The sequence below is a fragment of the Brevundimonas sp. genome (assembly GCF_035626975.1).
In the GTDB taxonomy this organism is placed as follows: Bacteria; Pseudomonadota; Alphaproteobacteria; order Caulobacterales; family Caulobacteraceae; genus Brevundimonas.
The window spans coordinates 1-25,604 of record NZ_DASPMQ010000035.1 but is presented as its reverse complement, the minus strand read 5'-3'; the positions used below and the strand labels follow the sequence as shown (position 1 = coordinate 25,604).

The 25,604-nt window shown below is 68.5% G+C and carries 25 protein-coding genes, 1 tRNA gene and 1 other RNA gene; 14 read left to right on the top strand and 13 right to left on the bottom strand.

All coding sequences use genetic code 11. From position 1 onward, the window contains the following. Positions 1 to 7: 7 nt before the first annotated feature. The 3 genes from VEB62_RS08750 (at position 8) to VEB62_RS08740 (ending at position 5,047) form a co-directional block, all read left to right on the top strand. Positions 8 to 2,455, top strand: coding sequence for a glucan 1,4-alpha-glucosidase (locus VEB62_RS08750; protein ID WP_324798153.1), 2,448 nt, complete (start codon positions 8 to 10; stop codon positions 2,453 to 2,455). Between the two features lie 38 nt (positions 2,456 to 2,493). After that, on the top strand, positions 2,494 to 3,513 hold the full coding sequence (locus VEB62_RS08745; RefSeq protein ID WP_324798151.1) for an NAD-dependent epimerase: 1,020 nt from the start codon (positions 2,494 to 2,496) through the stop codon (positions 3,511 to 3,513). Between the two features lie 199 nt (positions 3,514 to 3,712). Beyond that, complete coding sequence (locus tag VEB62_RS08740; protein ID WP_324798148.1) at positions 3,713 to 5,047, top strand: ammonium transporter; 1,335 nt, start codon at positions 3,713 to 3,715, stop codon at positions 5,045 to 5,047. Positions 5,048 to 5,127: 80 nt separating this feature from the next. Here the strand turns inward: VEB62_RS08740 and VEB62_RS08735 are convergent, their stop codons facing one another. Further along, complete coding sequence (locus VEB62_RS08735) at positions 5,128 to 5,877, bottom strand: c-type cytochrome (RefSeq protein WP_324798146.1); 750 nt, start codon at positions 5,875 to 5,877, stop codon at positions 5,128 to 5,130. Between the two features lie 149 nt (positions 5,878 to 6,026). Between VEB62_RS08735 and VEB62_RS08730 the strand changes: the two genes are divergently transcribed. Continuing rightward, positions 6,027 to 6,752: a 3-deoxy-manno-octulosonate cytidylyltransferase gene (locus VEB62_RS08730; RefSeq protein WP_324798144.1), complete on the top strand. Its 726-nt coding sequence runs from the start codon at positions 6,027 to 6,029 to the stop codon at positions 6,750 to 6,752. A gap of 147 nt (positions 6,753 to 6,899) precedes the next feature. Here VEB62_RS08730 and nudC read toward each other — a convergent pair whose 3' ends face one another. Next, on the bottom strand, positions 6,900 to 7,829 hold the full coding sequence (gene nudC, locus VEB62_RS08725; RefSeq protein ID WP_324798141.1) for an NAD(+) diphosphatase: 930 nt from the start codon (positions 7,827 to 7,829) through the stop codon (positions 6,900 to 6,902). 54 nt (positions 7,830 to 7,883) lie between these two features. Here nudC and ffs point away from each other — a divergent pair. From ffs to VEB62_RS08710, 3 genes are all read left to right on the top strand, one after another. Beyond that, an RNA gene (gene ffs / locus VEB62_RS08720) (signal recognition particle sRNA small type) lies at positions 7,884 to 7,979 on the top strand. Positions 7,980 to 8,106: 127 nt separating this feature from the next. Beyond that, positions 8,107 to 10,011 (top strand): DNA polymerase III subunit gamma/tau, encoded by a 1,905-nt coding sequence (locus VEB62_RS08715; protein WP_324798139.1) that lies wholly within the window; start codon positions 8,107 to 8,109, stop codon positions 10,009 to 10,011. 226 nt (positions 10,012 to 10,237) lie between these two features. Beyond that, complete coding sequence (locus VEB62_RS08710) at positions 10,238 to 10,555, top strand: hypothetical protein (protein WP_324798138.1); 318 nt, start codon at positions 10,238 to 10,240, stop codon at positions 10,553 to 10,555. A 136-nt stretch (positions 10,556 to 10,691) separates the two neighbouring features. On the opposite strand, the gene VEB62_RS08705 is transcribed toward VEB62_RS08710, so the two are convergent. Beyond that, on the bottom strand, positions 10,692 to 11,306 hold the full coding sequence (locus VEB62_RS08705; RefSeq protein ID WP_324798135.1) for a malonic semialdehyde reductase: 615 nt from the start codon (positions 11,304 to 11,306) through the stop codon (positions 10,692 to 10,694). 161 nt (positions 11,307 to 11,467) lie between these two features. Here VEB62_RS08705 and VEB62_RS08700 point away from each other — a divergent pair, with 161 nt between their 5' ends. The 7 genes from VEB62_RS08700 to VEB62_RS08670 all read left to right on the top strand — a co-directional run bounded on the left by VEB62_RS08700 (position 11,468) and on the right by VEB62_RS08670 (position 15,841). Continuing rightward, entirely contained in the window at positions 11,468 to 11,797 is a 330-nt protein-coding gene (locus VEB62_RS08700) for a YbaB/EbfC family nucleoid-associated protein (protein WP_324798133.1), read from the top strand. Next, positions 11,798 to 12,400: a recombination mediator RecR gene (gene recR / locus VEB62_RS08695; protein ID WP_324798130.1), complete on the top strand. Its 603-nt coding sequence runs from the start codon at positions 11,798 to 11,800 to the stop codon at positions 12,398 to 12,400. A 227-nt stretch (positions 12,401 to 12,627) separates the two neighbouring features. Continuing rightward, positions 12,628 to 13,887, top strand: coding sequence for a DNA recombination protein RmuC (locus VEB62_RS08690; RefSeq protein WP_324798128.1), 1,260 nt, complete (start codon positions 12,628 to 12,630; stop codon positions 13,885 to 13,887). A 96-nt stretch (positions 13,888 to 13,983) separates the two neighbouring features. Further along, on the top strand, positions 13,984 to 14,445 hold the full coding sequence (locus tag VEB62_RS08685; RefSeq protein ID WP_324798127.1) for a hypothetical protein: 462 nt from the start codon (positions 13,984 to 13,986) through the stop codon (positions 14,443 to 14,445). Positions 14,446 to 14,455: 10 nt separating this feature from the next. Beyond that, a complete protein-coding gene (locus VEB62_RS08680; RefSeq protein WP_324798124.1) occupies positions 14,456 to 14,647 on the top strand; it encodes a helix-turn-helix transcriptional regulator in 192 nt (63 codons plus the stop codon). 39 nt (positions 14,648 to 14,686) lie between these two features. Continuing rightward, complete coding sequence (locus VEB62_RS08675) at positions 14,687 to 15,667, top strand: TraB/GumN family protein (RefSeq protein ID WP_324798122.1); 981 nt, start codon at positions 14,687 to 14,689, stop codon at positions 15,665 to 15,667. A gap of 99 nt (positions 15,668 to 15,766) precedes the next feature. Next, a tRNA-Gly gene (locus VEB62_RS08670) sits at positions 15,767 to 15,841 on the top strand. 130 nt (positions 15,842 to 15,971) lie between these two features. On the opposite strand, the gene virB11 is transcribed toward VEB62_RS08670, so the two are convergent. The 10 genes from virB11 to VEB62_RS08620 all read right to left on the bottom strand — a co-directional run. Then, entirely contained in the window at positions 15,972 to 16,970 is a 999-nt protein-coding gene (gene virB11 / locus VEB62_RS08665) for a P-type DNA transfer ATPase VirB11 (RefSeq protein ID WP_324798119.1), read from the bottom strand. Next, positions 16,967 to 17,974 (bottom strand): TrbI/VirB10 family protein, encoded by a 1,008-nt coding sequence (locus VEB62_RS08660; RefSeq protein ID WP_324798117.1) that lies wholly within the window; start codon positions 17,972 to 17,974, stop codon positions 16,967 to 16,969. The genes virB11 and VEB62_RS08660 overlap by 4 nt, the downstream gene beginning before the upstream one ends. Positions 17,975 to 18,012: 38 nt before the next feature. Further along, positions 18,013 to 18,711 carry a TrbG/VirB9 family P-type conjugative transfer protein gene (locus tag VEB62_RS08655; RefSeq protein WP_324798115.1) on the bottom strand — a complete coding sequence of 233 codons (699 nt, stop codon included), beginning with the start codon at positions 18,709 to 18,711 and terminating at the stop codon, positions 18,013 to 18,015. After that, entirely contained in the window at positions 18,708 to 19,484 is a 777-nt protein-coding gene (locus VEB62_RS08650) for a VirB8 family type IV secretion system protein (RefSeq protein WP_324798113.1), read from the bottom strand. Before VEB62_RS08650 ends, VEB62_RS08655 begins: the two co-directional genes overlap by 4 nt. Further along, entirely contained in the window at positions 19,481 to 20,704 is a 1,224-nt protein-coding gene (locus VEB62_RS08645; protein ID WP_324798110.1) for a TrbL/VirB6 family protein, read from the bottom strand. The genes VEB62_RS08650 and VEB62_RS08645 overlap by 4 nt, the downstream gene beginning before the upstream one ends. Further along, positions 20,701 to 23,073 carry a VirB4 family type IV secretion/conjugal transfer ATPase gene (locus VEB62_RS08640; protein ID WP_414642006.1) on the bottom strand — a complete coding sequence of 791 codons (2,373 nt, stop codon included), beginning with the start codon at positions 23,071 to 23,073 and terminating at the stop codon, positions 20,701 to 20,703. Before VEB62_RS08640 ends, VEB62_RS08645 begins: the two co-directional genes overlap by 4 nt. After that, positions 23,052 to 23,336, bottom strand: coding sequence for a VirB3 family type IV secretion system protein (locus VEB62_RS08635; RefSeq protein WP_324798105.1), 285 nt, complete (start codon positions 23,334 to 23,336; stop codon positions 23,052 to 23,054). Before VEB62_RS08635 ends, VEB62_RS08640 begins: the two co-directional genes overlap by 22 nt. A gap of 4 nt (positions 23,337 to 23,340) precedes the next feature. After that, positions 23,341 to 23,667, bottom strand: a complete 327-nt coding sequence (locus tag VEB62_RS08630; RefSeq protein WP_414642004.1) for a TrbC/VirB2 family protein — start codon at positions 23,665 to 23,667, stop codon at positions 23,341 to 23,343. Positions 23,668 to 23,874: 207 nt separating this feature from the next. Next, a complete protein-coding gene (locus tag VEB62_RS08625) occupies positions 23,875 to 24,135 on the bottom strand; it encodes a hypothetical protein (RefSeq protein ID WP_324798102.1) in 261 nt (86 codons plus the stop codon). Between the two features lie 580 nt (positions 24,136 to 24,715). Then, the coding region (locus tag VEB62_RS08620; RefSeq protein WP_324798100.1) for an RHS repeat-associated core domain-containing protein at positions 24,716 to 25,604 on the bottom strand (889 nt) is incomplete at its 5' end.

The window sequence follows — 25,604 nt, the reverse complement described above, 5'->3', positions numbered from 1 at the left end:
TTCTCCCATGCGCCTGTCCTCCACTCTCCTCGCCGGCGCCGCCCTTCTGGCCATGGGCGGCGGGTGCTCGACCCTGCAGGACCTGACGCCCGGGGCCGACGCCCCCTCCGTCGCCGATCCCGCGCCCCAGGTGGTCTCCATCTCCCCCGGCGCGCCCGGCGACACGCCGACCTGGGTCAACGCCGCCAAGACCGGCGCGGGGGCCTCGTACGAAGCCTATGTCGACGGCCAGTACCGCGACGGCGGTCCGACCGGCGAGGTCTCCCGCGTCTGGTTCTCGATCGCCGACGGCGTCCTGACCGAGACCATGTACGGCCTGATCCACGAGGCCCAGATCAAGCAGCTGCGCTTCGCCGTGGTCACCGGGACCGGTCTCTCGGTCGAGGGGACCGACACCACCAGCCGCACCGAATACCTGCACGTCGACGCCCAGGGCCGTCCGCTCTCGCCCGCCTATCGCGTCATCACCACCGACAAGGCCGGCCGCTACGAGATCGAGAAGCGCATCTACGTCAGCCCCGACGATCAGGCGCTGGTGGTGCGCGCCACCATCCGGGCCTTGCGAGGCGACATCACCCCCTACCTGCTGCTCGAGCCGCACATGGCCAATACCGGCGTTGGGGATCGGGGCTGGCATTCGACCGCACCTCTCGACCCGCCCACGCCGGACGGGTCGACGAGCTACAGCGTGTTCCACGCGGCGGAGGGCGACATCCACCTCGCCCTGTGGGCCAGCGAGGCGTTCGAGGCCCAGAGCGTCGGCTTCATCGGCGTCTCCGACGGCCTGACCGATCTGGCCGACGGCCGGCTGGACCACGTCTACGAGTCCACCGGCCCCGAGGGCGGCAACATCATGCTGACCGGCGCCCTGCCGAGGCTTCGGACGAGAGACTCCCTGTCGCGCGATTTCGTCATCGGCTTCAGCGACAGCGAGCCGGGCGCGGTGCGTGAGGCGACCCGACCATTCATGACCGGCCTCGACGAGGTCCTCGCCCGTTTCAACGGCGAAGGCGACCATGTCGGCTGGGAGGACTACATCGCCTCCCTCGACCAACTCCCCCGCCTCGCCGAACAGTCCACCGACGGCGGCAAGCTGGCTTTCGCCTCCGCCCTGATGCTCAAGGTGCAGGAGGACCGCACCTACGCCGGCGCCCTTATCGCCTCGCTGTCCAACCCGTGGGGCGACACCGTCGACGCCACCAGTCCCTCGACCGGCTACAAGGCCGTCTGGCCGCGCGACTTCTACCAGGTGGCCATGGCCCTGCTCGCCCTCGGCGACAAGGAAACCCCGCTGGCCGCCTTCCGCTACCTGCCGCAGGTGCAGGTCGACGCGGAGACGCCCGGCAACACCGGCGCGACGGGCTGGTTCCTGCAGAAGACCCACGTCGACGGCGAGATCGAATGGGTCGGCGTCCAGCTCGACCAGACCGCGATGCCGATCATGCTGGGCTGGAAGCTGTGGAAGGCCGGCCTCGTCTCCGATGCGGAAATGGCCCGCATGTATGGCCAGATGATCAAGCCGGCCGCCGACTTCCTCGTCGACGGCGGCAAGGTCGGCCTGCTGTGGAACGACCGCCAGATCACTCCGCCGTGGACGCAGCAGGAGCGCTGGGAGGAGCAGGAAGGCTATTCCCCCTCGACCACCGCCGCCGTCATCACCGGCCTGACCGTGGCCGCCGACATCGCCCGCGCCTCAGGCGATCCGGCGTCCGCCGCCCGCTACCAGGCCGCCGCCGACGACTACGCCGCGAAGGTCGAGGCGCGAATGTTCACCACCAGCGGCGACTGGGGCGACGGCGACTATTTCGTCCGCATCACCCGCAACGAGAACCCCAACGACAAGGCCGCGATCGGCGAGAACAACGGTCAGCCCGCCATGCCGGAGGACCGCATCATCGACGGCGGCTTCCTCGAACTGGTCCGCTACGGCGTCCGCGCCCCCGACGCCCCGTCCATTCTCGCCACCCTGCCCGAATACGACGACCAGACCCGCGAGGACCGTTTCCGCGTCCGCTACGACATCAACGGCGTCCCCGGCTTCCGCCGCTACGGCAACGACGGCTACGGCGAGACCACCGACACCGGGGCCAACTACGGCGTCGGCGGCCAGATGGCGGCCGGCCAGCGCGGCCGCCTGTGGCCCTTCTTCACCGGCGAGCGCGGCCACTACGAACTGGCCGCCCGTCTCGCCGCAGGCAAATCCGACCTGACGCCGGTTCGCGACACCTGGGTCCGCGGCATGGAGTCCTTCGCCAACGGCGGCCTTCTGCTGCCCGAACAGGCCTGGGATGGCGTCGGCCACCCCACCGCCCACGGCTACCGCCCCGGCGAAGGCACCAACTCCGCGACCCCGCTGGCCTGGACCCACGCCGAATACATCAAGCTCCTCCGCTCCCTCGCCGACCGCGCGGTATGGGACCGTTATGCGCCGGTGGAGGAGCGATACGCGCGCTGACGCTGGCGGTCTGGCGTTACCGGCGGTAACGAGAACGGATGACCAAAGGCCCCGTCCTCGTCACCGGTTCGGCCGGCTTCATCGGTTTCCACACCGCTCGCCGGCTGCTGGCGCGCGGGGAGACGGTGATCGGTGTCGACAACCTGAACAGCTACTACGACCCGACCCTCAAACAGGCGCGGCTGGGGCGGCTGCAGGCCGAGCCCGGATACGTCCACCACACCCTCGACCTCGCCGACCGGCCCGGCATGGCGGCCCTCTTCGCCGAACACGCGCCGCGCCGCATCGTCCACCTCGGGGCCCAGGCCGGCGTCCGCTACAGCCTCGAACATCCGGAGAGCTACGTCGATTCCAACGTGGTCGGCTTCCTGACCATCCTCGAGGGCGCCCGCGCGGTGCAGGCCGAACACCTGGTGTTCGCCTCGACCAGCTCGGCCTTCGGGGCCAACGGCGCCCTGCCCTTTTCGGTCCGCCAGGGCGTCGCCCATCCGATGACGGTCTACGCCGCCACCAAGATCGCCAACGAGGCGATGGCGCACTCCTATTCCCACCTGTTCGGCTTCCCCTCGACGGGCCTGCGCTTCTTCACCGTCTACGGGCCGTGGGGCCGGCCGGACATGGCGCTGTTCAAGTTCACCCGGGCGATTCTCGAAGGCCGGCCGATCGACGTCTACGGCCATGGCCGGATGGAGCGCGACTTCACCTATGTCGACGATATCGTCGACGGCGTGGTGGCGGCCCTGGACCGGCCGGCCGCGATCGATCCCGACTGGAAGGCCGAGGCGCCCAACCCCTCGACCAGCGGCGTCGCCCGGTGGCGCATCCTCAATCTGGGCGCCGGCCGCCGCGAACAGCTGATGCGCTACATCGAGGTGCTGGAGGATGCGCTGGGTCGAAAGGCCGAGCTGAACATGATGCCCGTGCAGGACGGGGACGTCGTGCGCACCGAAGCCGATGTGACCGAGACCCGCGCCGCCCTCGGCTACACGCCGTCGACTCCGATCGAGATCGGGGTGAAGCGGTTCGTGGACTGGTATCGCGACTTCTACGGCGCCTGACGCATCCGCGAAGGTTCGCGGCAAGCCCGTGTCCGAAACAGGGTTTCCACACCGAGAGAGCGCATCGTCACCGCTTGTTATTGCGCCGCACACGAAATGAATTGCCTGCCGCACCGCAATAGGGTCCTATCCCAATCCGCGGCGTCGAACGCGGGTTCGGGCCGAAATTTTCTGCATTCCAGGGCCCGGGCGCGCGCATATGACTCGACTTTTCCCCCTTCTGCTCACTCTCGGCGCCTGTCTGGTCGCCGCGCCGGCGCTGGCCGCCGCGCCCGAGGCCGCGCCCGTCGCCGCGGCCCTGCTCGCGCACCAGGCGCCGCTTGAGCTGAACGAAGCCTCGTCGGCCTGGATCCTGACCTCGACAGCGCTGGTCCTGCTGATGACCCTGCCCGGCCTGGCCCTGTTCTACGGCGGCATGGTCCGGCGCAAGAACGTCATCGCCACGATCGCCCATTCCACCGCGGCCTTCGCCATCGTCACCGTGCTGTGGTTCGTGGTCGGCTACAGCCTGTCGTTCGGCTCCAGCGCGGAGGCGACCAACGGCTTCATCGGTGGGCTGCAGGCGGCCTTCCTCAACGGCGTCACCCCATCAACGGCGCATAGCCTGGCGCCGGGCCTGCCCGAGTTCCTGTGGGTCGCCTACCAGCTGACCTTCGCCGTCATCACCCCGGCCCTGATCGCCGGGGCCTTCGCCGAGCGGATCAAATTCTCGGCCTCGATCCTGTTCTTCTTCCTGTGGCACCTGCTGGTCTACGTCCCGATCTGCCACCAGGTCTGGGGCGGCGGCTGGATGGGCTCGCTCGGCGTGCTCGACTTCGCCGGCGGGGCGGTGGTGCACGTCAACGCCGGGGTCGCCGGCCTGGTGGCGGCGCTGGTGCTCGGCCCGCGCCATGGCTTCGGCCGCGACAACATGGCCCCGCACAACCTCGCCTTCACCGCCATCGGCGCGGGCCTGCTGCTGGTCGGCTGGCTGGGCTTCAACGCCGGTTCGGCCTGGGCGGCCGACGGGATCGCCGCCGTGGCCGCCTTCAACACCATCCTCGCCGCCGCCGCGGCCGCGATCGGCTGGACCGCCGTCGAATGGATCGACCACAAGCGGCCGACCCTGCTTGGCCTGCTGTCCGGCGTCGTGGCCGGCCTGGTAGGCATCACCCCGGCCGCCGGCCTCGTCGATCCCAAGGGCGCCTTCCTCATCGGCGTCATCTCCGGCCCGGCCTGCTACGCCGGCGCCGTCTGGCTCAAGCGCGCCCTGAAATACGACGACAGCCTCGACGCCTTCGGGGTCCATGGTGTCGGCGGCATCGTCGGCGCCCTGCTGACCGGCGTGTTCGCCACCGCCGCCATCAACCCGGCCGGCGAGAACGCCAACCTGCTGAACCAGGCCATCGGCCTGCTCGCGGTCATCGCGTGGAGCGGGGTCGGCACCTTCCTGATCCTGATGGTGTGCAAATTCACCACCGGCCTGCGGGTGACGAAGGAGGCGGAGATCGAGGGCCTCGACTACACCCAGCACGGCGAGACCATCCACCAGTAGGACGGCTCGCCGGCAGGCAAGAAAACGGGCGCCCGTGGATCCACGGGCGCCCGCATTTTGTTCAGCAGCGGCCTCGCGGCTCAGTGGGCGCTGTGACCCCCGCTGGTCGCCGCCGGCGGAGCGGCCGGCGTGGCCTGGGTCGTGGACCGGGCCGCCGGGCCGGTGTCGGGGGCCGAGCCCGCCGCGCCGCCGGCCTGGGCCGCGGCCTGTTCCGCGCCGGGGGCCGGGGTTTCCGCGGGAGTCTCGGCCGGGGCCGCCGCCGCGCCCGGCTGACGGGCCGGATCGGGGGCCGGAACGGCGACGCCGCCCGAGCCCTGCGAGCGCAGCCAGGCGATCAGGTTGACGCGGGTCTGGGTGTCGCGGATGCCGGCGAACGACATCTTGGTGCCCTGCACGACCCGGCCCGGCGCGGTCAGGAATTGGTCGAGCGCATCATAGGTCCAGGTCGGGGCCTCGGCCTTGTGGGCGATCATGGCGTCGGAATAGGCGAAGCCCGCGTGGCTGGCGACGGGACGCCCCAGCACGCCGTACAGGTTCGGACCGGTGCCGTTGGCGCCGCCCGCGGTGACGGTGTGGCAGGCGACGCAGCGCGCGAAGGCGGCCTCGCCGGCAGCCAGATCGGCGGTCGGCAGCACCGTGCCCCAGTCGGGCGGCAGCACGGCCTCGGCGGCCCCGCCGGCGGCCTCTTCCGGCGCGTCGACGAAATAGCCCATCCTTTTAGGGGCCTCGGTGTGGTAGATCGCGGCTGTAACCTGCTGCACGCCGACGATGACGAAGGCGGTCGCCAGCACGGCGCCCAAAATCTTGTTCGCGTTCAGATCGCCGCTCATGCGCGTCGTCGCATCCCGTTCTTGAGGCCCGGCCGCGGACGCGGCGGGGCGGATTCTTGCGTGGGCGTCTCTTACACGCTAGCGCGACCTTCGCAACCGGCCCCGGGCGTCCCCGAGGGCGTCGGGGCGTCGCAGGCAGGAAAACAACGATGAACCCCCTCGTTCTGATCCCGGCGCGCATGGCCGCGACCCGCCTGCCCGGCAAGCCGCTGGCCGACATCGGGGGTCAGCCGATGATCGTGCGCGCCTGGCGTCAGGCGGCGGAGTCCGGCCTGCCGGTCGCCGTCGCCGCGGGCGATCCGGAGATCGTCGCCGCCATCGAGGCCGCGGGCGGCGTCGCCGTCCTGACCGACCCCGACCTGCCCTCCGGCTCGGACCGCATTCGCGCCGCGCTGAACGCCCTCGACCCCGATGGCCGCCACGACGCGGTCATTAACCTGCAGGGCGACATGCCGTTCGCCGATCCCGGCCTCGCCATCGCCTGCGCGCGCCTGCTCGAGTCCGAGCCGGCCTGCGACATCGCCACCCTGGTCGCGCCGGAAGCGGACGTCTCCGCCCGCGCCAACCCCGATGTGGTCAAGGCCGTGCTGGCCCTGCCGGAGGACGCCCGCCACGGCCGCGCCCTCTACTTCACCCGCTCGACGCTGTACGGCGACGGCCCCGTCTGGCGCCATGTGGGCCTCTACGGCTACCGCCGCGCCGCCCTCGAACGCTTCTGCGCCGCCCCGCCGTCGCCGCTGGAGCGCCGCGAGAAGCTGGAACAGCTCCGCGCCCTCGAGATGGGCCTGCAGATCTGGGCCGCCGTCATCGACGAGGCCCCCCTGTCGGTCGACAGCCCCGCCGATCTGGAAGCGGCGCGGCGGATAGCGCAGTAATTCCGCTCATCCCGGCGAAAGCCGGGACCCAGTCCTGTCCAGTCTGGCGCCGGCGTTTCAGGACGAGCGTCGATACAACAAGCGCTCGCGCTCATCACCCAAAGAACTGGGTCCCGGCTTTCGCCCGGATGAGCGGTGAGAAGCGGTTCAGACCTCGAAACCTTCCACCCACGCCTCCATCAGCGTCCGCGCAATGGCGATCCGCGGCGGCGCCTTGATCGTCGGGTGATCCCCCGCCAGACAGGCCCGCGCCTCGTCCCGGGTCAGCCAGGCCACCGCCTCGAGCTCGGTCTGGTCCGGCGCGGCGTCCTCCGAATCGACCTCACACATCAGGCCGATCATCAGCTGCGACGGGAACGGCCACGGCTGGCTGGAGTGGTAGCGCACCGCCGTCACGGTCAGTCCCGCCTCCTCCTTGATCTCGCGCGCGCAGCCCTCTTCGATGGTCTCGCCCGGCTCCAGGAATCCCGCCAGCGCCGACATCCGGCCCTCGGGCCAGCTCGCCTGACGCCCCAGCAGGCAGCGCGGCTCATCCCCGCCCCGGTAGACCGCCAGCATGATGGTCACCGGGTCGACCCGCGGGAAATGCTCGGTCGCGCAGGCCGGGCAAACCCGTTTCCAGCCGCCGCAGGCGTCCTCGCTCAACGTCCCGCAGGCGGCGCAGAAGCCGTGCCGCCGCCGCCATTCGAACAGCGACCTCGCCGTCCCGGCCATGGCGGCGTCCGGCCCCGACAACAGAGCCGCCGCCTCGCGCATCTCGTGGAACACGCCCAGCCCTTGCAGGGGCCCCGCCGTCGGATCGGCCGCGCCCTCGATCTCGACCGCGAACACCGGCGCGCCCTTCCACAGGCCGAGGAACAGTTCCCGGTCCGGAACCACCGCCCGCGCGTGCGCCATCGGCAGCCACGCCAGCTGCGGCTCCCCCCCGGCCTCCAGCAGCGGCCGGCCCTCCCACAGCACCAGCGCCAGCGCCTCGGGATCAGCCGCCTGTTCAGCCAGCCAGACGGGATCGTTGCGCCGGTCCCCCGCCCGATCGAGCGGATTGCCGGCGAAGGTGTTCAGGGCGGGGAGGGGCATGAGGCTCTCTAGCAAGGCGCCGCTTGCATCGGCGAGCCGGAATCGTCATATCGGCCTTGGAGATCGCGGGCGAAGGCTTCGCCAACCTGGTCAGGGCCGGAAGGCAGCAGCCACAACGAATTCCCCTTCGGGTCGCGGTCTCCACCTCTCCTCTCTTTGGTGCGCTGTCACTCGCGACGCGGTCGCTCGCTGCTTGAGCGCGCGCGATTCCGGCTATCCCCGAGAACTTTAAAGCGACGCCCTTAGCGTCCGGGCCCTCCCGCGCTAAGACGGATCCATGAGCGACGTCGACCCGAGTCTCGAAAGCCCCCCCTGGGAAGAGGACGCGCCCGAAGTCGAGGAGCGCGACCCCAATACCGAGGATATGTTCGGCGCGCCCGAACCCGCGGGCATGCGCGAGGCCGAGGCCATCTCCGCACCCGTCGCCGCATCCCCCGAACCGAAGCCCGCGCCAAAGTCCGCCGCGAAGGCCGCCCCTGCGAAGGCCGATGACGGCCCGGCCGCCCACGTCGACGACGGCGCCGCCTACACCGTCCTCGCCCGCAAATACCGGCCGCGCACCTTCGAGGACCTGATCGGCCAGGAGGCCATGGTCCGCACCCTGACCAACGCCTTCGCCACAGGCCGCATCGCCCACGCCTTCATGCTCACCGGCGTGCGGGGGGTCGGCAAGACCACCACGGCCCGACTGCTGGCCCGCGCCCTCAACAACCAGACCGACAGCATCGACCGCCCGTCGCTCGAGCTGACCGGCCATGGCCGGCACGACGCCGCCATCATGGCCGGCCAGCACATGGACGTGGTCGAGATGGACGCCGCGTCCCACACCGGCATCGACGGCATCCGCGACATCATCGAGAGCGTCCGCTACGCCCCGGTCGAGGCGCGCTACAAGGTCTACGTCCTCGACGAAGTGCACATGCTCTCGAACCAGGCCTTCAACGCCCTGCTGAAGACGCTGGAAGAGCCGCCGCCGCACGCCAAATTCATCTTCGCCACCACCGAGATCCGCAAGGTGCCGGTGACCATCCTCAGCCGCTGCCAGCGTTTCGACCTGCGCCGCGTCGAGCCGGAAATCCTCGTCGAGCACCTCGCCCGCATCGCCGACCGCGAGGGCATGAAGATCGAACAGGACGCCCTGGCCCTGATCGCCCGCGCCGCCGAAGGCTCGGTCCGCGACGGCCTGTCCCTACTGGACCAGGCCCTGGTCCAGGGCGAAAAAGGCGAGACGGTCCAGACCACCGTCGTCCGCGACATGCTCGGCCTCGCCGACCGGAGCCAGACCATCGCCCTGTTCGAGGCCGTCATGGCCGGCCGCACGCCCGAGGCGCTGGAGTTGTTTCGCACCCTCTACGGCTACGGCGCCGATCCGGTGCAGGTGACCAACGACCTGCTCGAGCACTGCCACGCCGCCTCGGTGGCAAAGATGCTGGGGCCCCAAGCCACCCGCCTGCCCAACGACCAGGCCCAGAAGCTGACGGCGCTGGGCGCGGTGATCTCGGCCGGCACCCTGGCCCGCGTCTGGCAGATGCTGCTCAAGGCCTTGGACGAGGTGCGCCGCGCGCCCAATCCCGCCGACGCCGTCGAGATGGCCATCGTCCGCCTCGCCTACGCCGCCGACCTGCCCGGGCCGGAAGAGGCGCTCAAGGCCCTCCGCGATGGCGAGCCCATGCCCGCCGGCGGCGGCGCCCCGCGCGGCCCCTCGGGCGGTGGTGGGGGCGGCGGGGCCTCGGCCCAGTTGGCGGCCCCGCCCGTACAGGCCCCCGCCCTGCCCGACCCGCAGTCGTTCGAGGCTGTGGTCGCCCTGATCGGCGAGAAGCGCGAGGTCGGCCTGCAGATGGACGTGCAGCGCTACGTCCGCCCCGTCGCCTTCAAGCCCGGCGCCATCACCTACGAAAGCATCGAGGGCGCGCCGATCGACCTCGCCCGCCGCCTGTCCTCGCGCCTCAAGGAGTGGACCGGCCGCACCTGGCTGATCGCCGCTAACGGCCAGGGCGGCGGCGAGACCATGATCGAGGTCGATCGCCGCAAGCGCGCCGAGGAACGGGCGCAGATCGAGGCCGATCCGTTCGTGGTGGCCGTGATGGAAGCTTTCCCGGGCGCGAGAATCGGCGAGATCAAGACGCTGGCCCCGGCGGTGGAACTGCCGGTCATTCCGGATGAGGCGGGCGAGGAAGACTGAGGGGCCCCTCACGGGCTGTCGTGAGGTCGGCGTGCCGCAGGATTGATGACGAGCCGTCGCAGGCGAAAATCCATGTCCACCCTCCTGCGACAGTCGGCTCCCGACCCGCTGGCGCGGTTGTTAACCAACGGCGACACAACCTCAGATCACTCGCTTGTGACTTGTTGTACGGTCGAGAGCGTGCGGGTCTGACTGACCGGCATCCGCCGGATAGGGAGGAAATGGAATGAAGCGTCAGATTTTAGTACTCTCGGTCGCGTCGGCCCTGGTCATGACGGCAGGCGCGGCCCCGGCGCCGGCCGCATCAGTCGCCCTGCAATCCAGCGAGGACTTCTATTGCACCGACCACAACACTTGCTGGCCGATCGCCTTTTATCACGAGATCTATTCCGACGAGGCGATGACCAACCTGATCGGCAGCGGGTCCGATTCCTGCAACGGGGGGCCCTTCGTGACGTCGCCCTGGCTTCCGGCCGGCTATGAGGTCAAGACCCGGATGTACGTGTGTGCGGGCAACGGCCCTTACCTTCCGCCGGATTGGTGATTGCGACCGACGGGGCCGCTCCCGGGCGGCCCCGCTCGGCCCTTGGGCCCGGGCGCCGGCCGCCGCCCGCCGCCCGCCGCCCGCCGTCGCGGAACTACGGCGCGTTCACGTCCGGACGCGCCGCGTCGCCAACGCCCTACAGAATCCGGGCCGCCTCCTCGAAGGCCAGCCGCGGCGAGCGCGGGAACAGGTTCTCGTCCGTGCCGTACCCCAGGTTGACGATGAAGTTCGGCTCGATGGTCGAGTCCGGGAAGAATTCGGCCTTCACCCCCGCCGCGTCGAACCCCGACATCGGGCCGACGTCCAGGCCCAGGGCCCGCGCCGCCAGCAGGAAATAGCCGCCCTGCAGCGAACCGTTGCGGAAGGCGGTCTCGCGCCGGCCGGCTTCCTCGCCAAACCAGTCCTTCGCGCCCGGCGCGTGCGGGAACAGCACCGGCAGGTGCTCATGGAAATCGACCTCGTGGCCGATGATCACATTGACCGGCGCCTGCAGCGTCTTGGCGCGATTGGCCTCGGCCATGTGCGGCGCCAGCCGGGCCTTGGCCTCCGGCGAGGTCACGAACACGAACCGAGCCGGCGTGGCGTTGACCGCCGTCGGCCCGAATTTGGTCAGGTCGTACAGCTTGCGCAGCAGGTCCTCCGACACCGGCCGATCCGACCAGGCGTTGCGTGTGCGCGCCTCGGTGAACAGCTGGGCCAGCGCCGGCTCGGACAGCGGGCGGTCGCGGACGGTGGAAGCGTCAAAGGCCATGGGGAAGTCCTCCTGATCAGTATTAGTAACTGTGGCGAATGCTAATTAGGCCTTCCGCGCCGCTGCGCCAGACATTCCGGAACACAAACTGTTACTAATGCTGTCGGGGATGGCCCTCGCCTCCCTTGCGGGGCCAGGGCGGCGAGGCCTATCTAGGGGCCATGAAAGACCTCAACGCCCTCATGCAGCAGGCCCAGGCGATGCAGCAGAAGCTGCAGGACGCCCAGGCGAAAATGGCCGAGACCACGGCGTCCGGCAGTTCCGGCGGCGGCCTGGTCACCATCGGCCTCAAGGGCCCCGGCGACATCACCTCGGTGACCATCGACGACAGCCTGCTGGTCCCCGGCGAGGGCGAGATCCTCGCCGACCTGATCGTCGCCGCCCACGCTGACGCCAAGCGCAAGCTGGACGAGATCAACTCCGCCCTGATGCGCGAGGCCGCCGGCCCCATGGCCGGGATGAACATCCCCGGCATGCCCAAGCTGTTCTAGGTGGCCGCGTCCGCCGGACCAGAGATCGAGCGGCTGATCAGCCTGCTCGCCAAACTGCCCGGTCTCGGTCCCCGTTCGGCCCGCCGCGCGGCGCTGGCGCTGCTGAAGAAACGCGAACAGCTGCTGGTCCCGCTGGCTGCCTCGCTGGCCGAGACGGCGGAGAAGGTCACCTCGTGCAGCGTCTGCGGCGCGCCCGATACCCGCGATCCCTGCTCGATCTGCTCGGACCGCACCCGCGACAACGGTCTGATCTGCGTGGTCGAGGAGGCCGGCGCCCTGTGGGCCATGGAGCGGTCGGGCGCCTTTCGCGGCAAATACCATGTGCTCGGCGGCCTGCTGTCGGCGCTGGACGGCGTCGGCCCCGACGCCCTGCGCGTCGCTGAACTGGCCGGCCGGGTGCGCGACGGCGAGGCGAAGGAGGTGGTGCTGGCCCTGCCCGCCACCGTCGACGGCCAGACCACGGCCCACTACATCGCCGAGCGCCTCGCCGGCTCCGGTGTCGAGATCACCTCCCTCGCCCGCGGCGTTCCGGTCGGCGGCGAGCTCGACTGGCTCGACGACGGCACCATCATCCAGGCGCTGCGGCAGCGCCGGCCGGCGTAGCGCCAGCATCCCCCCTCACCATCATCCCGGGATCAAGCCCGGGGATGACGGAGGAAAGAGGAACCCTACGTCCGCTTCTGACGCAGCAGGCTGACAGGCTTCTCTCGGTCAGGAACCCGGGGAAGTGTCCGAAATGTCCGAAAGTGTCCCACGAATTTCATGTCCCCCGGGACACTTCGCATGCCCCGCCATGGCGGCCCCGGCCGACTCCCGGTAAGGAACGGAGCATGAACGCTACCCTCGTCGCCTTTTTCGCCGCCACCGTGGTCGCCGTCATCGCCCTTGCCTGGGCCCTGATGGAGCGCCGCCGCGCCGGGGCCGCCGAGACCCGGGCGTGGGAGCTGCGCGAACGCCATGCCGAGACCGAGGCCCGCATGCGCCTGTTCGAGGACCAGGCCGCGACCTCCACCGAACTGCTGCGCGCCCAGGCCGCCCAGTCAGCGACCACCGTCGCCGAGGAGCTGCTCAAGCGCACCGACGAAACCTTCCGCAACCGCGAGGAGATGGCCCGGCAGCGCATGGAGGCGCAGCTCAAGCCGGTCGCCGACACCCTGAAGCAATTCCAGGAACACGTCGCCGCCCTCGAGAAGGTCCGGGCCGAGGAGACCGGCGGGCTGAAGCAGCAGCTCGAACTGCTGATGACCGCCTCGACCGCCACCCGCGACGAGGCCCGCCGGCTGACCGAGGCGCTCAAGGGCAACACCGGACGGCGTGGCCGCTGGGGCGAGCAGACCTGCCGCAACGTGCTCGAGGCCGCCGGCATGGCCGGGCGCTTCGACTTCGAGGAACAGACCTCGACCGCCAACGAGGAAGGCCGCCAGTCGCGCCCCGATTTCGTCGTGCGCCTGCCCGGCGGCGGCATGTTCGTGATCGACGCCAAGGTGTCGCTGGCCTTCGGCGACGAGGCCGACGGCGACGAGGAGGCCCAGCGTCTCGCCGCCTCGCTGCGCACGGCGACGAGCATGAAGACCCACGTCCGCCAGCTCGCCTCCAAGGCCTATCAGGACCAGTTCAGGCCCAGCCCGGACTTCGTGGCCATGTTCGTGCCCGGCGACGCCTTCCTCGCCGCCGCCCTCGACCACGAGCCCGAACTGATGACCCAGGCCATGGCCTCGCGGGTGGTCATCGTCACGCCCACGACCCTGTTCGCCCTCTGCAAGGCTGTTGCGTACGGCTGGCGGGCCGAGGAGCAGGCGAAGAACGCCGAGGACGTCGCGAGGCTCGGCAAGGAGCTCTACAAACGCCTGTCGGTGATGGGCGGCCACGCCGCCGCCGTTGGCCGCGCCCTCGACACGGCGGTGAGCAAGTACAACCAGTTCGTCGGCTCGCTCGAAAGCCAGGTCATGGTCTCGGCCCGCCGCTTCGAGGATCTGCAGGTCGACCACGAAGGCAAGGAGCTGCCGGCCCTGCCCCCGGTCGAGTCGGCTCCCCGCTCCCTGTCCCGACCGGAACTGGCGGCGCCCGCCGCGGACGTGGCCGCGAAATGAGTAGACAAGGCCGACAGACTTTCTGACAAGTCTGCTTGACATCGCCGCCCCCGGGCACGTAAAGGACACTTGTCACATCGACAAGGAAGCTTCCGGATGTCCAAAGGCCTGAAACAGGTCGCCCTGTACTCGCTGCTCGGCTTCGTCGGCCTTATCCTGGTGACCTTTGCGGTCGGCTGGGTCGCCGGCTACCAGAAGGCCCGCGGGGCCGCGATCGATGTCGACCAGTTCCTGTTCTGGACCATGGCGGCGGTGGCCGTCGTCTCCATGATCGGGGGGATGGCCATCAGCGTGGCCTGGATGCGGTCGATCGACGAGGCGGCGCGCGAGGCGCACAAGTCGGCCTGGTTCTGGGGCGGCTGCGGCGGCATGGCCGTGGGCGGCGTATTCATCATCCTCGCCTCGATCCCGCAGGCCGCCGCTGTCGAAATTCCGACGTGGTTCGAGGGGCGAACCGACCCGGTCGCCTACGCCGCCACCGGCGCCGGCGCCCTCGCCCTGCTCATGGTCGCCGGCTACACCCTCGCCTGGGCGTGGTGGTGGTGGAAGCGCCGGTGAGGATCGCTCGATGAACAACCGCCTCAAGGTGCTGCGGGCCGAGCGCGACTGGAGCCAGGCCGAACTGGCCGAACGGCTCGGCGTTTCGCGTCAGACCGTCAACGCGCTGGAGACCGGCCGCTACGACCCGTCCCTGCCCCTCGCCTTCCGCATCGCGCGCGTCTTCGGCCAGCCGATCGAAGCCATCTTCATCGCCGAATGACGCCCCGATCTATCCTCTTTCCCGTGCCATGGACCTGAGATGACTTTCAAAATGCGTCTGAACACCACCGTCGCCGCCCTCGGCCGCCTGACCGTCGGAACCGCGCTGGGCCTCGCCCTCGTCCTCGCCGTGGTCTCTCCGGCCGACGCCCAGGTCGTGGCCCCGCCGGTGGCGAGCGATGCCCCCGCCCTCCGCGTCGTTCCGCCGGCCGAGGGCCGCGGCCCCGCCCTCTGGGTGGTGAAGGACGCCGACTCCACCCTCTATCTGTTCGGCACGGTCCACCTGCTGCGCCCGACCACGGGCTGGGGCACGGATCGGGTCGACGCCGCCTTCGACAGCGCCTCCCGCGTGGTGCTCGAGATTTCCAATCCAGACGACCAGGCCGCCGTCATCCCCCTCGTGCAGCAGCACGGCCTATCCCCGACCCGGCCCCTGTCGAGCCTGCTGAACGCCGAAGAGGTCGCGGCCCTGGACGCGGCGGCGAAGACGATCGGGTACAGCGCGGCCCAGCTCGAGCCCTTCCGTCCGTGGCTCGCCGCCCTGACCCTGGCGGTCGCGCCGCTGGCCAGGGCCGGCTACGATCCGCAATCCGGTGTCGAACTGATCCTCAAGGCCCGCGCCGAGGCCGCCGGCAAACCCGTCACCGGCTTTGAGACCATCGACGAGCAGATCCGCATTCTCGCCGGCTTCCCGGAGGAGGCCCAACTCGCCTTCCTGCGCACGACGCTGGAGGAGTTCGAAACCGCGACCGTCGACCTGGATCGTCTCGTCGAGGCCTGGGCGGCGGGCGACGTGGAGGCCATCGAGGCGATCGGCGTCCAGCCGATGCGCGAGAGCAGCGAGGACCTCTACCAGGCCCTGCTGGTCCGCCGGAACACCAACTGGGCCGACCAGATCCAGACCCTGCTGGATGGATCCGGCACGGTGTTCATCGCCGTCGGCGCCGCCCACCTGGCTGGCGATGACGGGATTCAGGAAATCCTCGAGCGCCGCGGCGTGGACGTCGAGGTCGCCCAATAGGGGGTCTGGCAGGTCGATGGAGAGGCCCGGCCGCCGCGCCGGGCCTTTTCTTTTGCGGGCGCGAAGCTATGGTCCGCCTCCGATCCGGCGACCCCGGTCGCGGCCGTAGTTCAGAGGTAGAACGTCAGCTTCCCAAGCTGAATGTCGCGGGTTCGATTCCCGCCGGCCGCTCCAAGGGTTAGCCCGGTTTCGGCAGGACGGTTTGCATGGGGTTTTGCAACTCACGTTCCCCGTTCGGTCTGATTATCTCCCCCGGTGAAGGCATTTAGGGGGGCGATCATGGCCTCCGTCCGGGCGCGCGGGCTCAGGCGACTTCGCGCAACTGGATCTCCGAGACACTCCTGCGTCCTGCCACACGGGTTAGCTGAACAAACACGTCGATTGTCGAGCGGACATAGTGAAGAACGTCGTCCCTTCGGAGACGCGTTCCACCCTGCAGAACAAGCAAAGCGATTTGCTCCACGGCGCGTTCGGGACTGTCTGCGTGCACAGTCGTCATCGATCCCGGGTGCCCGGTGTTGATAGCTCGAAGAAAAGTATAGGCCTCCGGTCCCCGCAGTTCGCCGAGGAGGATCCTGTCGGGCCGCATACGCAGCGACGCATTCAACAGGTCTTCCGCGGTCACGGCGGCTTCTCCGAGCGCGCTGCGGGCGGCGAGCAGGCCGATCGCATTGCAGTGCCGCATGTGCAGTTCGGGCGTGTCCTCCATGAAAATCAGCCGCTCATCCGGCGGAATCTCGCGGATCAGGGCATTGAGGAACGTCGTCTTCCCGGTGGAGGTCCCGCCCGAGACAAGGATATTGCGACGGGCTTTGACTGCGGCAGCCAGCAGGCCCGCAAGGTCCCCGACCTCCAGTAGCGCCCTGAGCCGCGTGTCGACATCTCCCTCGGGTCGAGAACCGCCGCAATGGACATTCTCGAAGGCGCCCGCCGCCACGTAGTCGGACAGATCGAGATCCGACGACACATGTTTGCGAATAGCCAGCGCAAGATCGCCCCGCGTCGCCGGCGGGACGATGATCTGCACACGTTCGCCACCCGGCAGGGTCGCTGACAGGATGGGATGCTCGCGGTTGACGCCTTGGTGGGTGAAGGCGGCGATCTGACCAGCGAGCCGGGCAAGGACATTGCGGTCGAGACCCGCCACTTCGTGATGTTCTATCGCCCCGCCGAGCGTTTCGGCCCAGAGTTCTCCGGGTCTGTTGACGTAGACATCCGTCACATCCGCCCGCCCGAGGATTTCGGCGAACGGCGCCAGATAGCTCCGGAGATAGACCTGACCCTCGGGCTGGCCGTCCTTCACGGGCCAGCCTCGCTCGGCGGGAATTCCAGATCCCGGGCGACGAACACCGTCACCCGGGCGCCCGCGTCTACCCGGAGCGTGGGGCGTGGACCCGTGTTCGCTGTCAGCGCTTCGGCGCCGTGCACCCCTCCGGGGAGGATGATCACAGAACCATCGCCGCCGATCTTCTGCCCCACCAGACTGCTGCCGACGTTCAGGGTCGACCGCAGCAGCGCGCCTCCGAACCGCTCAAGGAAGTGGCTGTCAACGCGTCCCTCGATCCCGGCGCGACCTTCAAGGTCGGCTGCCGGAGAGGCGATTGCGATGGTGACGCCATCAGGCCGCACGAGACGCGTCCATTGCACCAGCGCCCGGCTTTGGCCAGCGGCCATGTCCGCTTGGTATTCGCCGAACACCCGGGTCCCACGAGGGATCAGCACATGGCTGCCGTCGAACCCTCGGACATCGCGAGACACGATGGCCCGCACGTGGCCAGGGGGGGTCGAGTCGAGCGCGGTTTCAAGTACGGCGGGGATCAGAGTACCCTGCGGGACCGTCGTCGAGGGCCGACTGAGCCGGGCTGCGACCGCGGGACCAGCAGTGCTGCCGGCGGCGGCTTCAGCCGCGACTGTCGTATCGACAACCAGCGCAGGTCCTCCTGAGGTCACGGGCGGCGCCGGCGCCGGTTGAGGAGGCACATAGGCGGGTGGCGGCACGTAGCTGGGCGGCGGAGGTTGCGGAATATATTGCGGCGGCGGGGGCGGCGGGGGCGGCGTGACCTGTTCCGCTGGTGGAAGCGGCGGCGGGGGCGGCGCCGGCGGCTCGGGGATGATGTAGAGCGGCGGCAGGGTCGACAGGCTTTGAACCGAATCCACCGTTCTCACTTGGGTAGTCGGCGCAGTGGCTGCGCGTCTCTGGCCATCCAGGACGACGAACAGGAGAACACCTCCCAGGATGATGAGGCCGATCACCAGCCAGGCGGGGACCTGGCCGCGTTCGCGGGCGACGACGGGGCGGATATCCATCGCATTCACCCCAGGGCGTGGATTGTTTGCGCCCGGGGTCACCTGCGATTCCCCACAGGAACACGCGTCGCGCGTACGGTTTGGCCGTCGAGGCGGAACACGAGCCTTCGATACACGGCGTCGATGACATACTGGCCGTCCCGGATGTGGCCGTCCACGAGCGTGGCGTCGCCTCTCTCATCAATGGCGAAGACCGCAGGAAGCGGCTGTTCCGGACGCCACTCGACATAGGTGCGGAAGCCGTCGTCGGTGATGGTCACGGGCCGCAAGGCGCTTGCCCCGCTCAGTCGGTATTGTCCGACGCCGGGTTCTGCGGTGGAAGCGGCCGGACCTTCGGGTGGCGCGTCGCCATACAGAAACCGGACTGTGAAGGGCGACTCGGCCGTCGGGCCGTAACTCGAAGTCAGCTCGAAATTGTAGATCCTCGCATCAGTGATGACCGTCATGTTCGTCGCGCCATCCTGCCGGAGCGGCTTGAGGAAGAGCGTGTCGCCTCGCTTGTTGACAGTCGCCTGCCAGGTATCGCTGTTGCCGATAGCGACATTCTCCACCCGTTCGGCCGGATCGAAGATGACCGTCAGCTGGAAATTGGTCGCCACGTTCAGGCGGATGACCTTGCCGGCGTCGTACTGGATAGACTGAAGTCGGGGATCGCCCGGCAGAGGGCTGGGCGAAACCTGCGCAATCGCCGGCGTGCCCGGAAGCATAAGGATGAGGATGAGGATGAGCCGCTTCACGGCGCTTCCTCCGCAGGATAGACGGTCACGGGTCCGTCGACCTCAAGCACCAGCGGATCCGGGGTGTCGACCGCCGCCACGGCATCAACCTGTGGCAAGGCCTCCGGATCACGCCTGTAGTCCACGACCTGGAAGCCCAGGGGGTTCAGGAATCGGTCCTCCGCGGACATGGGCTCGCCCGAGAAGCGATACTGGACGATAGCGACCCAGTGCTGCGCCGGCTCTGCCTGGGCGCCTTCGTCCCGGCGGACAGTCTCGTAACGCACCAGTGCGGACTGTTCGTCGAGTCGCGACACGCTCTTCACCCGGGTCTCGACGACCGCACTTCGCGGATATCGGATCAAGGGGCCATCCAGATTGGAGGGCTGCATCAGGTTCAGATATTCCTCATGCGCCTTGTCCGCGGACCACAGGCCGACCTTCTGATAGTTGGCCTGAAGGGTCGCGATGTCGAAGCTTTCGCGGGCGATCACATACTGGACCAGCATTGACTGAACGAGGGCCCGGTCAGGTGTGATCTGGTTCGGTTCGAGGGGCTTGAGCGCCTGGACGAAGCCGGTCGTACGGTCGACCAGCAGGGTGTAGGGCACCACCGTCTTCAGCGGCATGAGGATAACGAGCGCCAGAGCCTCGACGACGGCGACGGAGACTGCCGCGACGGCCACGATCCAGGCGAGACGGCGTGAAGCCTGAAGGGCGCCGATCTTGTCCGAAGCCCAGCTTCCCGCTTCACGATAGTAGGCGTTGAGGGCCTCGCGGCTGGTTTTCTTCATGAGCGACGGTCCCGAAGCGCGGCGCCAAGCGATTTTCGCGGTCTGCTACGGCGCAAAGCCTGTCCGAAGGACGGTACCGCGAACGCGTCCATGTTGCCGCCCGCAGCGCGCTGGGCGACCAACGGCTGGGCGATGGGCCCCGAATACAATTGGCCCGGCCCTGTTCGATCACGGCCCTGCGAGGCGCGAAGGGCGTCGGCGACGGCCAGAGCCCGGGACGGAGACGGGTGGGCCGTCTTCTGATCCGGAATCAGAACGGGGCGCTCGCGCGGTTCGGCGGCCCGTTGGAGGAAGGGCAGGCGATCGGGGCTGATCGAGAGGTGAACCGTGAAGGCCAGACGCAGCAGGATCGCGAGCGATCCGAACAGGGCCAAGGCGAACGCCAGACACATGATCAGCAGTTCGACGGGGGCCGAGGCCGTGAAAACCTTGGCCTCGCGCAGCCTCAGGACGTGCATCAACCAAGGCTCCAGCAGGGCCAGTTCGACGCCGAGCATGACGGTGACGGCGATCGAGGCCAGAAGGGTGAACACCAGGGCGCGCGCCCAGCCGGCGAACAGGCTACGTCCGATCTCGAACAACAATAATCCCGCCATGAGCGGCGCCAGAGCGAGCAGAACGCCGGCCGTCAGTCTGACCGTGGCGGCGGCGGCGACCACGCCCGAGAGGAACAGCACGCGCGCCCAGCCCAGAGCCGGATCGTCGGGGAGCGGGGTGCGCTCAGGAGGTTGGTTCGGACCCCTCCGGCCGGGAAGCGGCCGGGACGCGGCGTCCTCGCGCCCGGTCCCCAGATTGGTCAGGCGGATGATCGCGCCATCCGCCGCCTGCAGGCGGTCGATGAGGTCGCCCCCGGCGCCGGGCAATGCGGCGGGTCCGGCAATAGCGGCGCTGAGGTGCGACGGGCCATCGACGACCACGTCGTAGACGACCGTCCGGTAGGCTCCCCAGCTGGTGGCGAGCGTCAGCACTACGCCGATCTTGACCACGGCCATGACGCCATCGCGCAGACTCGGCGCCTGGCCGAGAATCATGCGGAAGCCGAAGAGGGCGACAAAGATGGTCAGCACGCCGGTCAATACAGCCGCCATGGGGGAGCCCGGATCGGCCAGCGCCTGATAGCCGGTCGTCCCGATCGTCTGGGCCTGACAGTCGATGTGCCGCAGCAGCGTGGACAGAAACGCCTCACCGGTCGACAGGGCGGGACAGGCGGCGATGCTCATGCCTGCTCCAGGAGGGGCGCCATCCACTGCGCAGGGTCGTCGCCGGTGGACGCACGAAGGGTGTCGAGCAGGCGCACGGTCCGTTCGCGGCCCGACAGAATGGTCAGCAGGTCGTCTTCACCCGACAGATCGAGGCGGGCGACGACGCTCTCACCGCCGCGCTTGATGAGGAAGCAATGGGCGCTATCCGGCAGGGTGCGGATCAGGTCGAACTCGTGGGGCGTCAAGCCGAAGCCCTGCACATAGTCTTCGGCGCGCGCCTTGGCGTTGACCATGAAGATCTGGGTCGCGGCCTGTTCGATGATGGCGCTGGCGATGCGGCTCTCGAGGGCGTCCTGCGCGCTCTGGGTCGCGAAGCCGACGATGCCGTTGCGCTTGCGGATGGTCTTTTCCCAATCCTTGATGCGGCGGACGAAGACGTCGTCGTCGAGCGCTTTCCATCCCTCGTCGACCACGATGATCGCAGGCGTGCCGTCGAGGCGTTCCTCCACCCGGTGGAACAGGTACATCATCGCCGGCGTCCGAACGACCGGATCGTCGAGCAGCACCGTCATATCGAATCCGACTGTCTGCGCCGAAAGGTCCGTCAGGTCCTTGGCGTTGTCGAACAGCCAGGCGCGCTCCCCGTCGCCCCACCATGGACGCAGGCGCGACCAGAGATCACCGGCGTGGGGCCGCTGATCGCCGCGGAACAGCTCGACCAGGTGTCTCAACCGACGATGCTTGACCGGCTGTTCGAAATTGGCGGCGACCGCGTCGCGGATACGGGCCAGATCCGTGACGTCCGCCCCGCCCGCGAGCTGGGCGAGCCAGTCGACCAGGAAGCCGCGGTTGGCCGGCGTGTCTTCGAGCTGAAGCGGATTGAGACCGGACGCCTCGCCGGGACGCAGCAGATCGTAGCGGCCGCCGATCGCCCGGATGAACAGTTCGGCGCCGCGGTCCTTGTCGAAAAAGATGATGCGCGGCCCGAGCTTGCGCGCCTGGGCCAGCAGGAAGTTGAGCACAACCGTCTTGCCCGAACCGGACGGTCCGATGACGGTGAAGTTGCCGAGATCGCCCTGGTGGAAGTTGAAGAAATAGGGGCCGGCCGCCGTGGTCTCCAGCAGGGTAATCGCATCACCCCAGTGCGACCCGGTTTCGGCGCCGGTCGGGAAGTTGTGGATGCTGGCGAGGCCGGCGAAATTGTTGGTGGAGACCAGCCCCCGCCGGGCGATGTATTTGAAGTTGGCCGGGAATTGGGCCCAGAAGGCCGGCTCGAGCGCGATCTCCTCGCGCACCGCGACGATGCCCATGTCCGCGAGGGTGGCCGTCACCTCGGCGACGCCGGCGTCGATCTCCTCCAGCGTCGCGCCGCGCACGCCGACCGTCATGTGGTGCTCGCCGAAACCGGCGCGGCCGGCCGCGACCTCGTCCTTGGCCTGGGCCAGCTCCCCGCGCAGGGAGAGCGCCTCGTCCTCGGCGGAGCGCATGCGCCGCAGGGCCAGGTTCATGCGCTCGAGCGCCGTCTGGCGCTCGACGAAGGCGAAGGACTGGGTGATGACCAGTTCGAAAGGCAGCCGCAGCAGCTCGTCGAACATGCCCGGCGCGCTCCAGGCCGGGTAGTCCTTGATCGAGACCAGGCCGAGGAAGCCCCGGGGCACATGGCCGGCCGCGGACAGCTCCACCGTGTCCTGACCGAAACTGACCCGGCGGTAGGGCAGGTAGGATCCCAGATCCTGGTGCGGCAACAGCACCGGCCGCTGTTCGCCGTTGTAGAGCCCGGAGAGAAACTCCAGCGGCTCCGAGCAGACGCCGTTCGGCGTCTCGTAGACCCCCAGAAGGCGGGGCGCGTACTCTCCGAGAGCCGAAATCAGGGTGTCCCGCCCCGCGTCCAGTTGGCCAAGCTCGGCGACCTGTCCGGTGTCCGGCGCCTCGCCGGCGCGAACGAACCAGTTGCGGATCCGGTCGGCGATCCCGACCCGGCCCTGCAGCGGCCGCCGCACCAGCGTCAGATAGAGGTCGTTGACGAACAGCTGTTTCGCGGCCAGCCGTTCCGCCCACCGATCACCCAACGTCTGCGAGAAGTCGTCCGGGAACGTCTGATCGAGGTCGACCTCGACCCGCCGCCGCACCACGTGGTGATAGAGAGCGAATCGGGACGAGCCGATGGCGCGCAACATCGCGTCCCGCAAAGTCTTGCGATAGTTCAGCTCGCTGGTGTCCGCGGTCTCGAACAGCAGACCGCGCAGATGGATCACCTGCAGAAGCAGGCCGTCGCGCGTCTCGAGCGTGTGGTCGTTGACGTGCCGGGCGTAGGGGAGGTGGACCCCGGCCGGTTGCTCACGCTTCACCGTACGAGCCCCCTGGCTCAGGGGCGGTAGGAGTTGCATCGCCAGATACGGTGATTGGGGACACGCGGGCACTGGCCGACGCGGGTCAGCCACAGGTCGATGATCCGGGGCTCGCGCAGGCAGAGCAGCACGCCGGCGCCGTGGACGACGAGCGCGATGGGCAGAACCCAGATCGAGCGGAACACCAGAAACAGCTCCGCGGCGACCACGGCGTTGATCACGAAATAGCTGTAGGTCACCCCCGCGAACATCTGCGGCCGGGTCAGGGCGGTGAACAGGGGCGTGCGGTCCAGCTCGTCCACGTCCCTAGCCCGCGAACGCGGCGGTCGACCGGATCCCGGCGACGATGCTCACGGCGCCGAACAGGATGAAACAACCCAGGATCACCACCGCCCCATAGCGCCAGTTCATCCGGCCGGTCAGCATCATGAAGCCGACGCAGGCGACGGCGATCACCGCGACGACGGTCGCCACGGTGCCCAGCAACGTACCCTGCAGCCACTGCACCGCCGAGACGATCGGGCCGGAGCCTCTGGGATCCGCCAAGACGGTCTGGGCCTGCGCGGCCACGGGCGCGCCGGCAGCGAGCGCCGCCGCGAGACTCACGCGAAATATACTCAACAGTTTACCCATTTAGCCCCCGACGCCCTCGCCAAGCATATTGACGAGTTTCCGGGGGTTGCCAAGTCCGGCGGCGCTACTGTTGGCGTGAGTGCCGTTTCTGGTCTCGATTAAGGTCAGACTGGCTCCAGCCTTACCGCAACCTGGCTCCGGCGAAGAGCCCACTATCGGACAGCTGGATGATCCAGCCGGGACCGTCCCATACATATTAGACACAGTCTATGCCGGCCAGGAGGCGTGGGTACGCCTCTTGTGTGCTGCCTCCGCTTCATTGCCGTCATCCACCGATGCGTATTCCGTCGTCGAGGTTGGCTTCACCGCCCGCCACAGGCGGTTGCCGTGGGTCCACTGGTAGCCGGTGGTCCCGTGCTGTTCGAGGTTGCCGTTGTTGTCCCAAGTCAGCGCCGTGCCGTTGGCCGAGGTCATCTGGTTCAGATTGATCGGCACGCGGTAGCTGGCCGCCTCCGCCAGGGTTGGCATCACTCCAGCTAGGGCCGGTTGACCTGCGTCTGGACGCGGCCCGGTCGTGCTGGCAGGCGACGGTCGCCGGCACCCGACCACGGCCGTAGCCCAAGCCCCGACTCGCCCGCGCCGCAGGGCCCCTAACCTCTCCCGTCAGCCGCGCAACGAGGGATTAGGTAAGTATACCCCCGAGCATCGAAATGCTCAAAATTACCCGAATCAAAGCCGGGCCCTGACACTCGCAGTGTATACACAACTACGCTGGCGAACCCATCGGCCTCCAGTTGCCGCGCGATCGGGTAATTTGTCTTCGACGTTAGTGCAATCCAGTTGCGGTCCTTGCCGCCGACCTCACGGTAAAGCGTCGCCTCTTGGCCAAGTATTAAGTTCGGGAACCAAGGCTCAATCGCCGGCTCAAGCACGTGTTCAAAAGACATGTACCTCTCGTCGCCATCACCTCGCTCAAGCACCAGCTCACAAACATGCTGCACGGGAACCTCCCTTGACGTCGCCGCAGGGTCTTGAGGGAAAACGGCAACCAACCACGCGCCTACGCCCCAGCGCAGACAAGCTCTCAACTTCGCGTCGAACTTTGCAGTCATCTTTGGCGCCTAAACGGGATAACGCGGAGTCCGGTTACTGTATTCGCGGGGTCGCGAATCCTCCATTCGGTCCCTCGTCCCTCGTAAGGACCGCCCCCCAGCCCAGGATTGTACGGCTGAGGCCCTGCCACAGATCCAGGAAGCCCGGAGACCTGAACGCGTCCGGTCCTTAGGTCCCAGAACGTGACCTGACCGATAGCGAGATACTCCCCGGAGTTCCACCCGGGGTAGACAGCCAGCCGGTCTCGCCAATCAGCCATCTCTCGCGGATCTTCGGGTGTCCAATAGGTGCCCTCCCGGCACGGGTCATCATTTTGACTGCATACGCGATACACATCAATCGGCACGCTGCGAGCAGTGCCCTCGATGATAGTTTCCAGCGCGTCATCAACCCATCCGCGTCGCCGCGTTCGACGGCCTCCACTCTGCACGGAACTGATAAAGGTTTGCAGATATTCTTCGTAGTCTTCCTCAGTCGCGCAATCCACATAACAGTTTGGATCAAACGGACTGCTGCTTGAAGTGAGCATCCCCGTGGGATCGGTGCCGTTCACCGGATCGTTCCCCACATAGGCATGCAGGTTCATCTGATCTGCGTAGCCGACCGGATCGGTCTGCAGGAACCGCCCGATGCCGGGGTCGTAGACCCGCGCCTTGTAGTGCCACAGCGGGGCGTCGCGCAGGGTGATCTGGCCGGTGTAGCGGAACCGCGAGCCGCCGCTGAAGCCATAGTCGGCATCGGGTTCGCCGTAGGGGGAGTAGCGGTAGGTCTGGCCGAGGATGGCCCCGCTGGCCCCGCTCGTGGCGATGATCGACCCCTGGGCGTCGGCGTGCAGCCAGCGGCGGTCGGTCAGGGTCGCGCCCTCGTACCAGACCAGCGGCTCG

Bases quoted from the DNA above. Each gene is read 5' to 3' on its own strand.
- VEB62_RS08750 (WP_324798153.1), top strand. From the start codon at position 8: ATGCGCCTGTCCTCCACTCTCCTCGCCGGCGCCGCCCTTCTGGCCATG.
- VEB62_RS08745 (WP_324798151.1), top strand. From the start codon at position 2,494: ATGACCAAAGGCCCCGTCCTCGTCACCGGTTCGGCCGGCTTCATCGGT.
- VEB62_RS08740 (WP_324798148.1), top strand. From the start codon at position 3,713: ATGACTCGACTTTTCCCCCTTCTGCTCACTCTCGGCGCCTGTCTGGTC.
- VEB62_RS08735 (WP_324798146.1), bottom strand. From the start codon at position 5,877: ATGAGCGGCGATCTGAACGCGAACAAGATTTTGGGCGCCGTGCTGGCG.
- VEB62_RS08730 (WP_324798144.1), top strand. From the start codon at position 6,027: ATGAACCCCCTCGTTCTGATCCCGGCGCGCATGGCCGCGACCCGCCTG.
- nudC (WP_324798141.1), bottom strand. From the start codon at position 7,829: ATGCCCCTCCCCGCCCTGAACACCTTCGCCGGCAATCCGCTCGATCGG.
- VEB62_RS08715 (WP_324798139.1), top strand. From the start codon at position 8,107: ATGAGCGACGTCGACCCGAGTCTCGAAAGCCCCCCCTGGGAAGAGGAC.
- VEB62_RS08710 (WP_324798138.1), top strand. From the start codon at position 10,238: ATGAAGCGTCAGATTTTAGTACTCTCGGTCGCGTCGGCCCTGGTCATG.
- VEB62_RS08705 (WP_324798135.1), bottom strand. From the start codon at position 11,306: ATGGCCTTTGACGCTTCCACCGTCCGCGACCGCCCGCTGTCCGAGCCG.
- VEB62_RS08700 (WP_324798133.1), top strand. From the start codon at position 11,468: ATGAAAGACCTCAACGCCCTCATGCAGCAGGCCCAGGCGATGCAGCAG.
- VEB62_RS08690 (WP_324798128.1), top strand. From the start codon at position 12,628: ATGAACGCTACCCTCGTCGCCTTTTTCGCCGCCACCGTGGTCGCCGTC.
- VEB62_RS08685 (WP_324798127.1), top strand. From the start codon at position 13,984: ATGTCCAAAGGCCTGAAACAGGTCGCCCTGTACTCGCTGCTCGGCTTC.
- VEB62_RS08680 (WP_324798124.1), top strand. From the start codon at position 14,456: ATGAACAACCGCCTCAAGGTGCTGCGGGCCGAGCGCGACTGGAGCCAG.
- VEB62_RS08675 (WP_324798122.1), top strand. From the start codon at position 14,687: ATGACTTTCAAAATGCGTCTGAACACCACCGTCGCCGCCCTCGGCCGC.
- VEB62_RS08660 (WP_324798117.1), bottom strand. From the start codon at position 17,974: ATGGATATCCGCCCCGTCGTCGCCCGCGAACGCGGCCAGGTCCCCGCC.
- VEB62_RS08650 (WP_324798113.1), bottom strand. From the start codon at position 19,484: ATGAAGAAAACCAGCCGCGAGGCCCTCAACGCCTACTATCGTGAAGCG.
- VEB62_RS08645 (WP_324798110.1), bottom strand. From the start codon at position 20,704: ATGAGCATCGCCGCCTGTCCCGCCCTGTCGACCGGTGAGGCGTTTCTG.
- VEB62_RS08640 (WP_414642006.1), bottom strand. From the start codon at position 23,073: ATGCAACTCCTACCGCCCCTGAGCCAGGGGGCTCGTACGGTGAAGCGT.
- VEB62_RS08630 (WP_414642004.1), bottom strand. From the start codon at position 23,667: ATGGGTAAACTGTTGAGTATATTTCGCGTGAGTCTCGCGGCGGCGCTC.
- VEB62_RS08625 (WP_324798102.1), bottom strand. From the start codon at position 24,135: ATGCCAACCCTGGCGGAGGCGGCCAGCTACCGCGTGCCGATCAATCTG.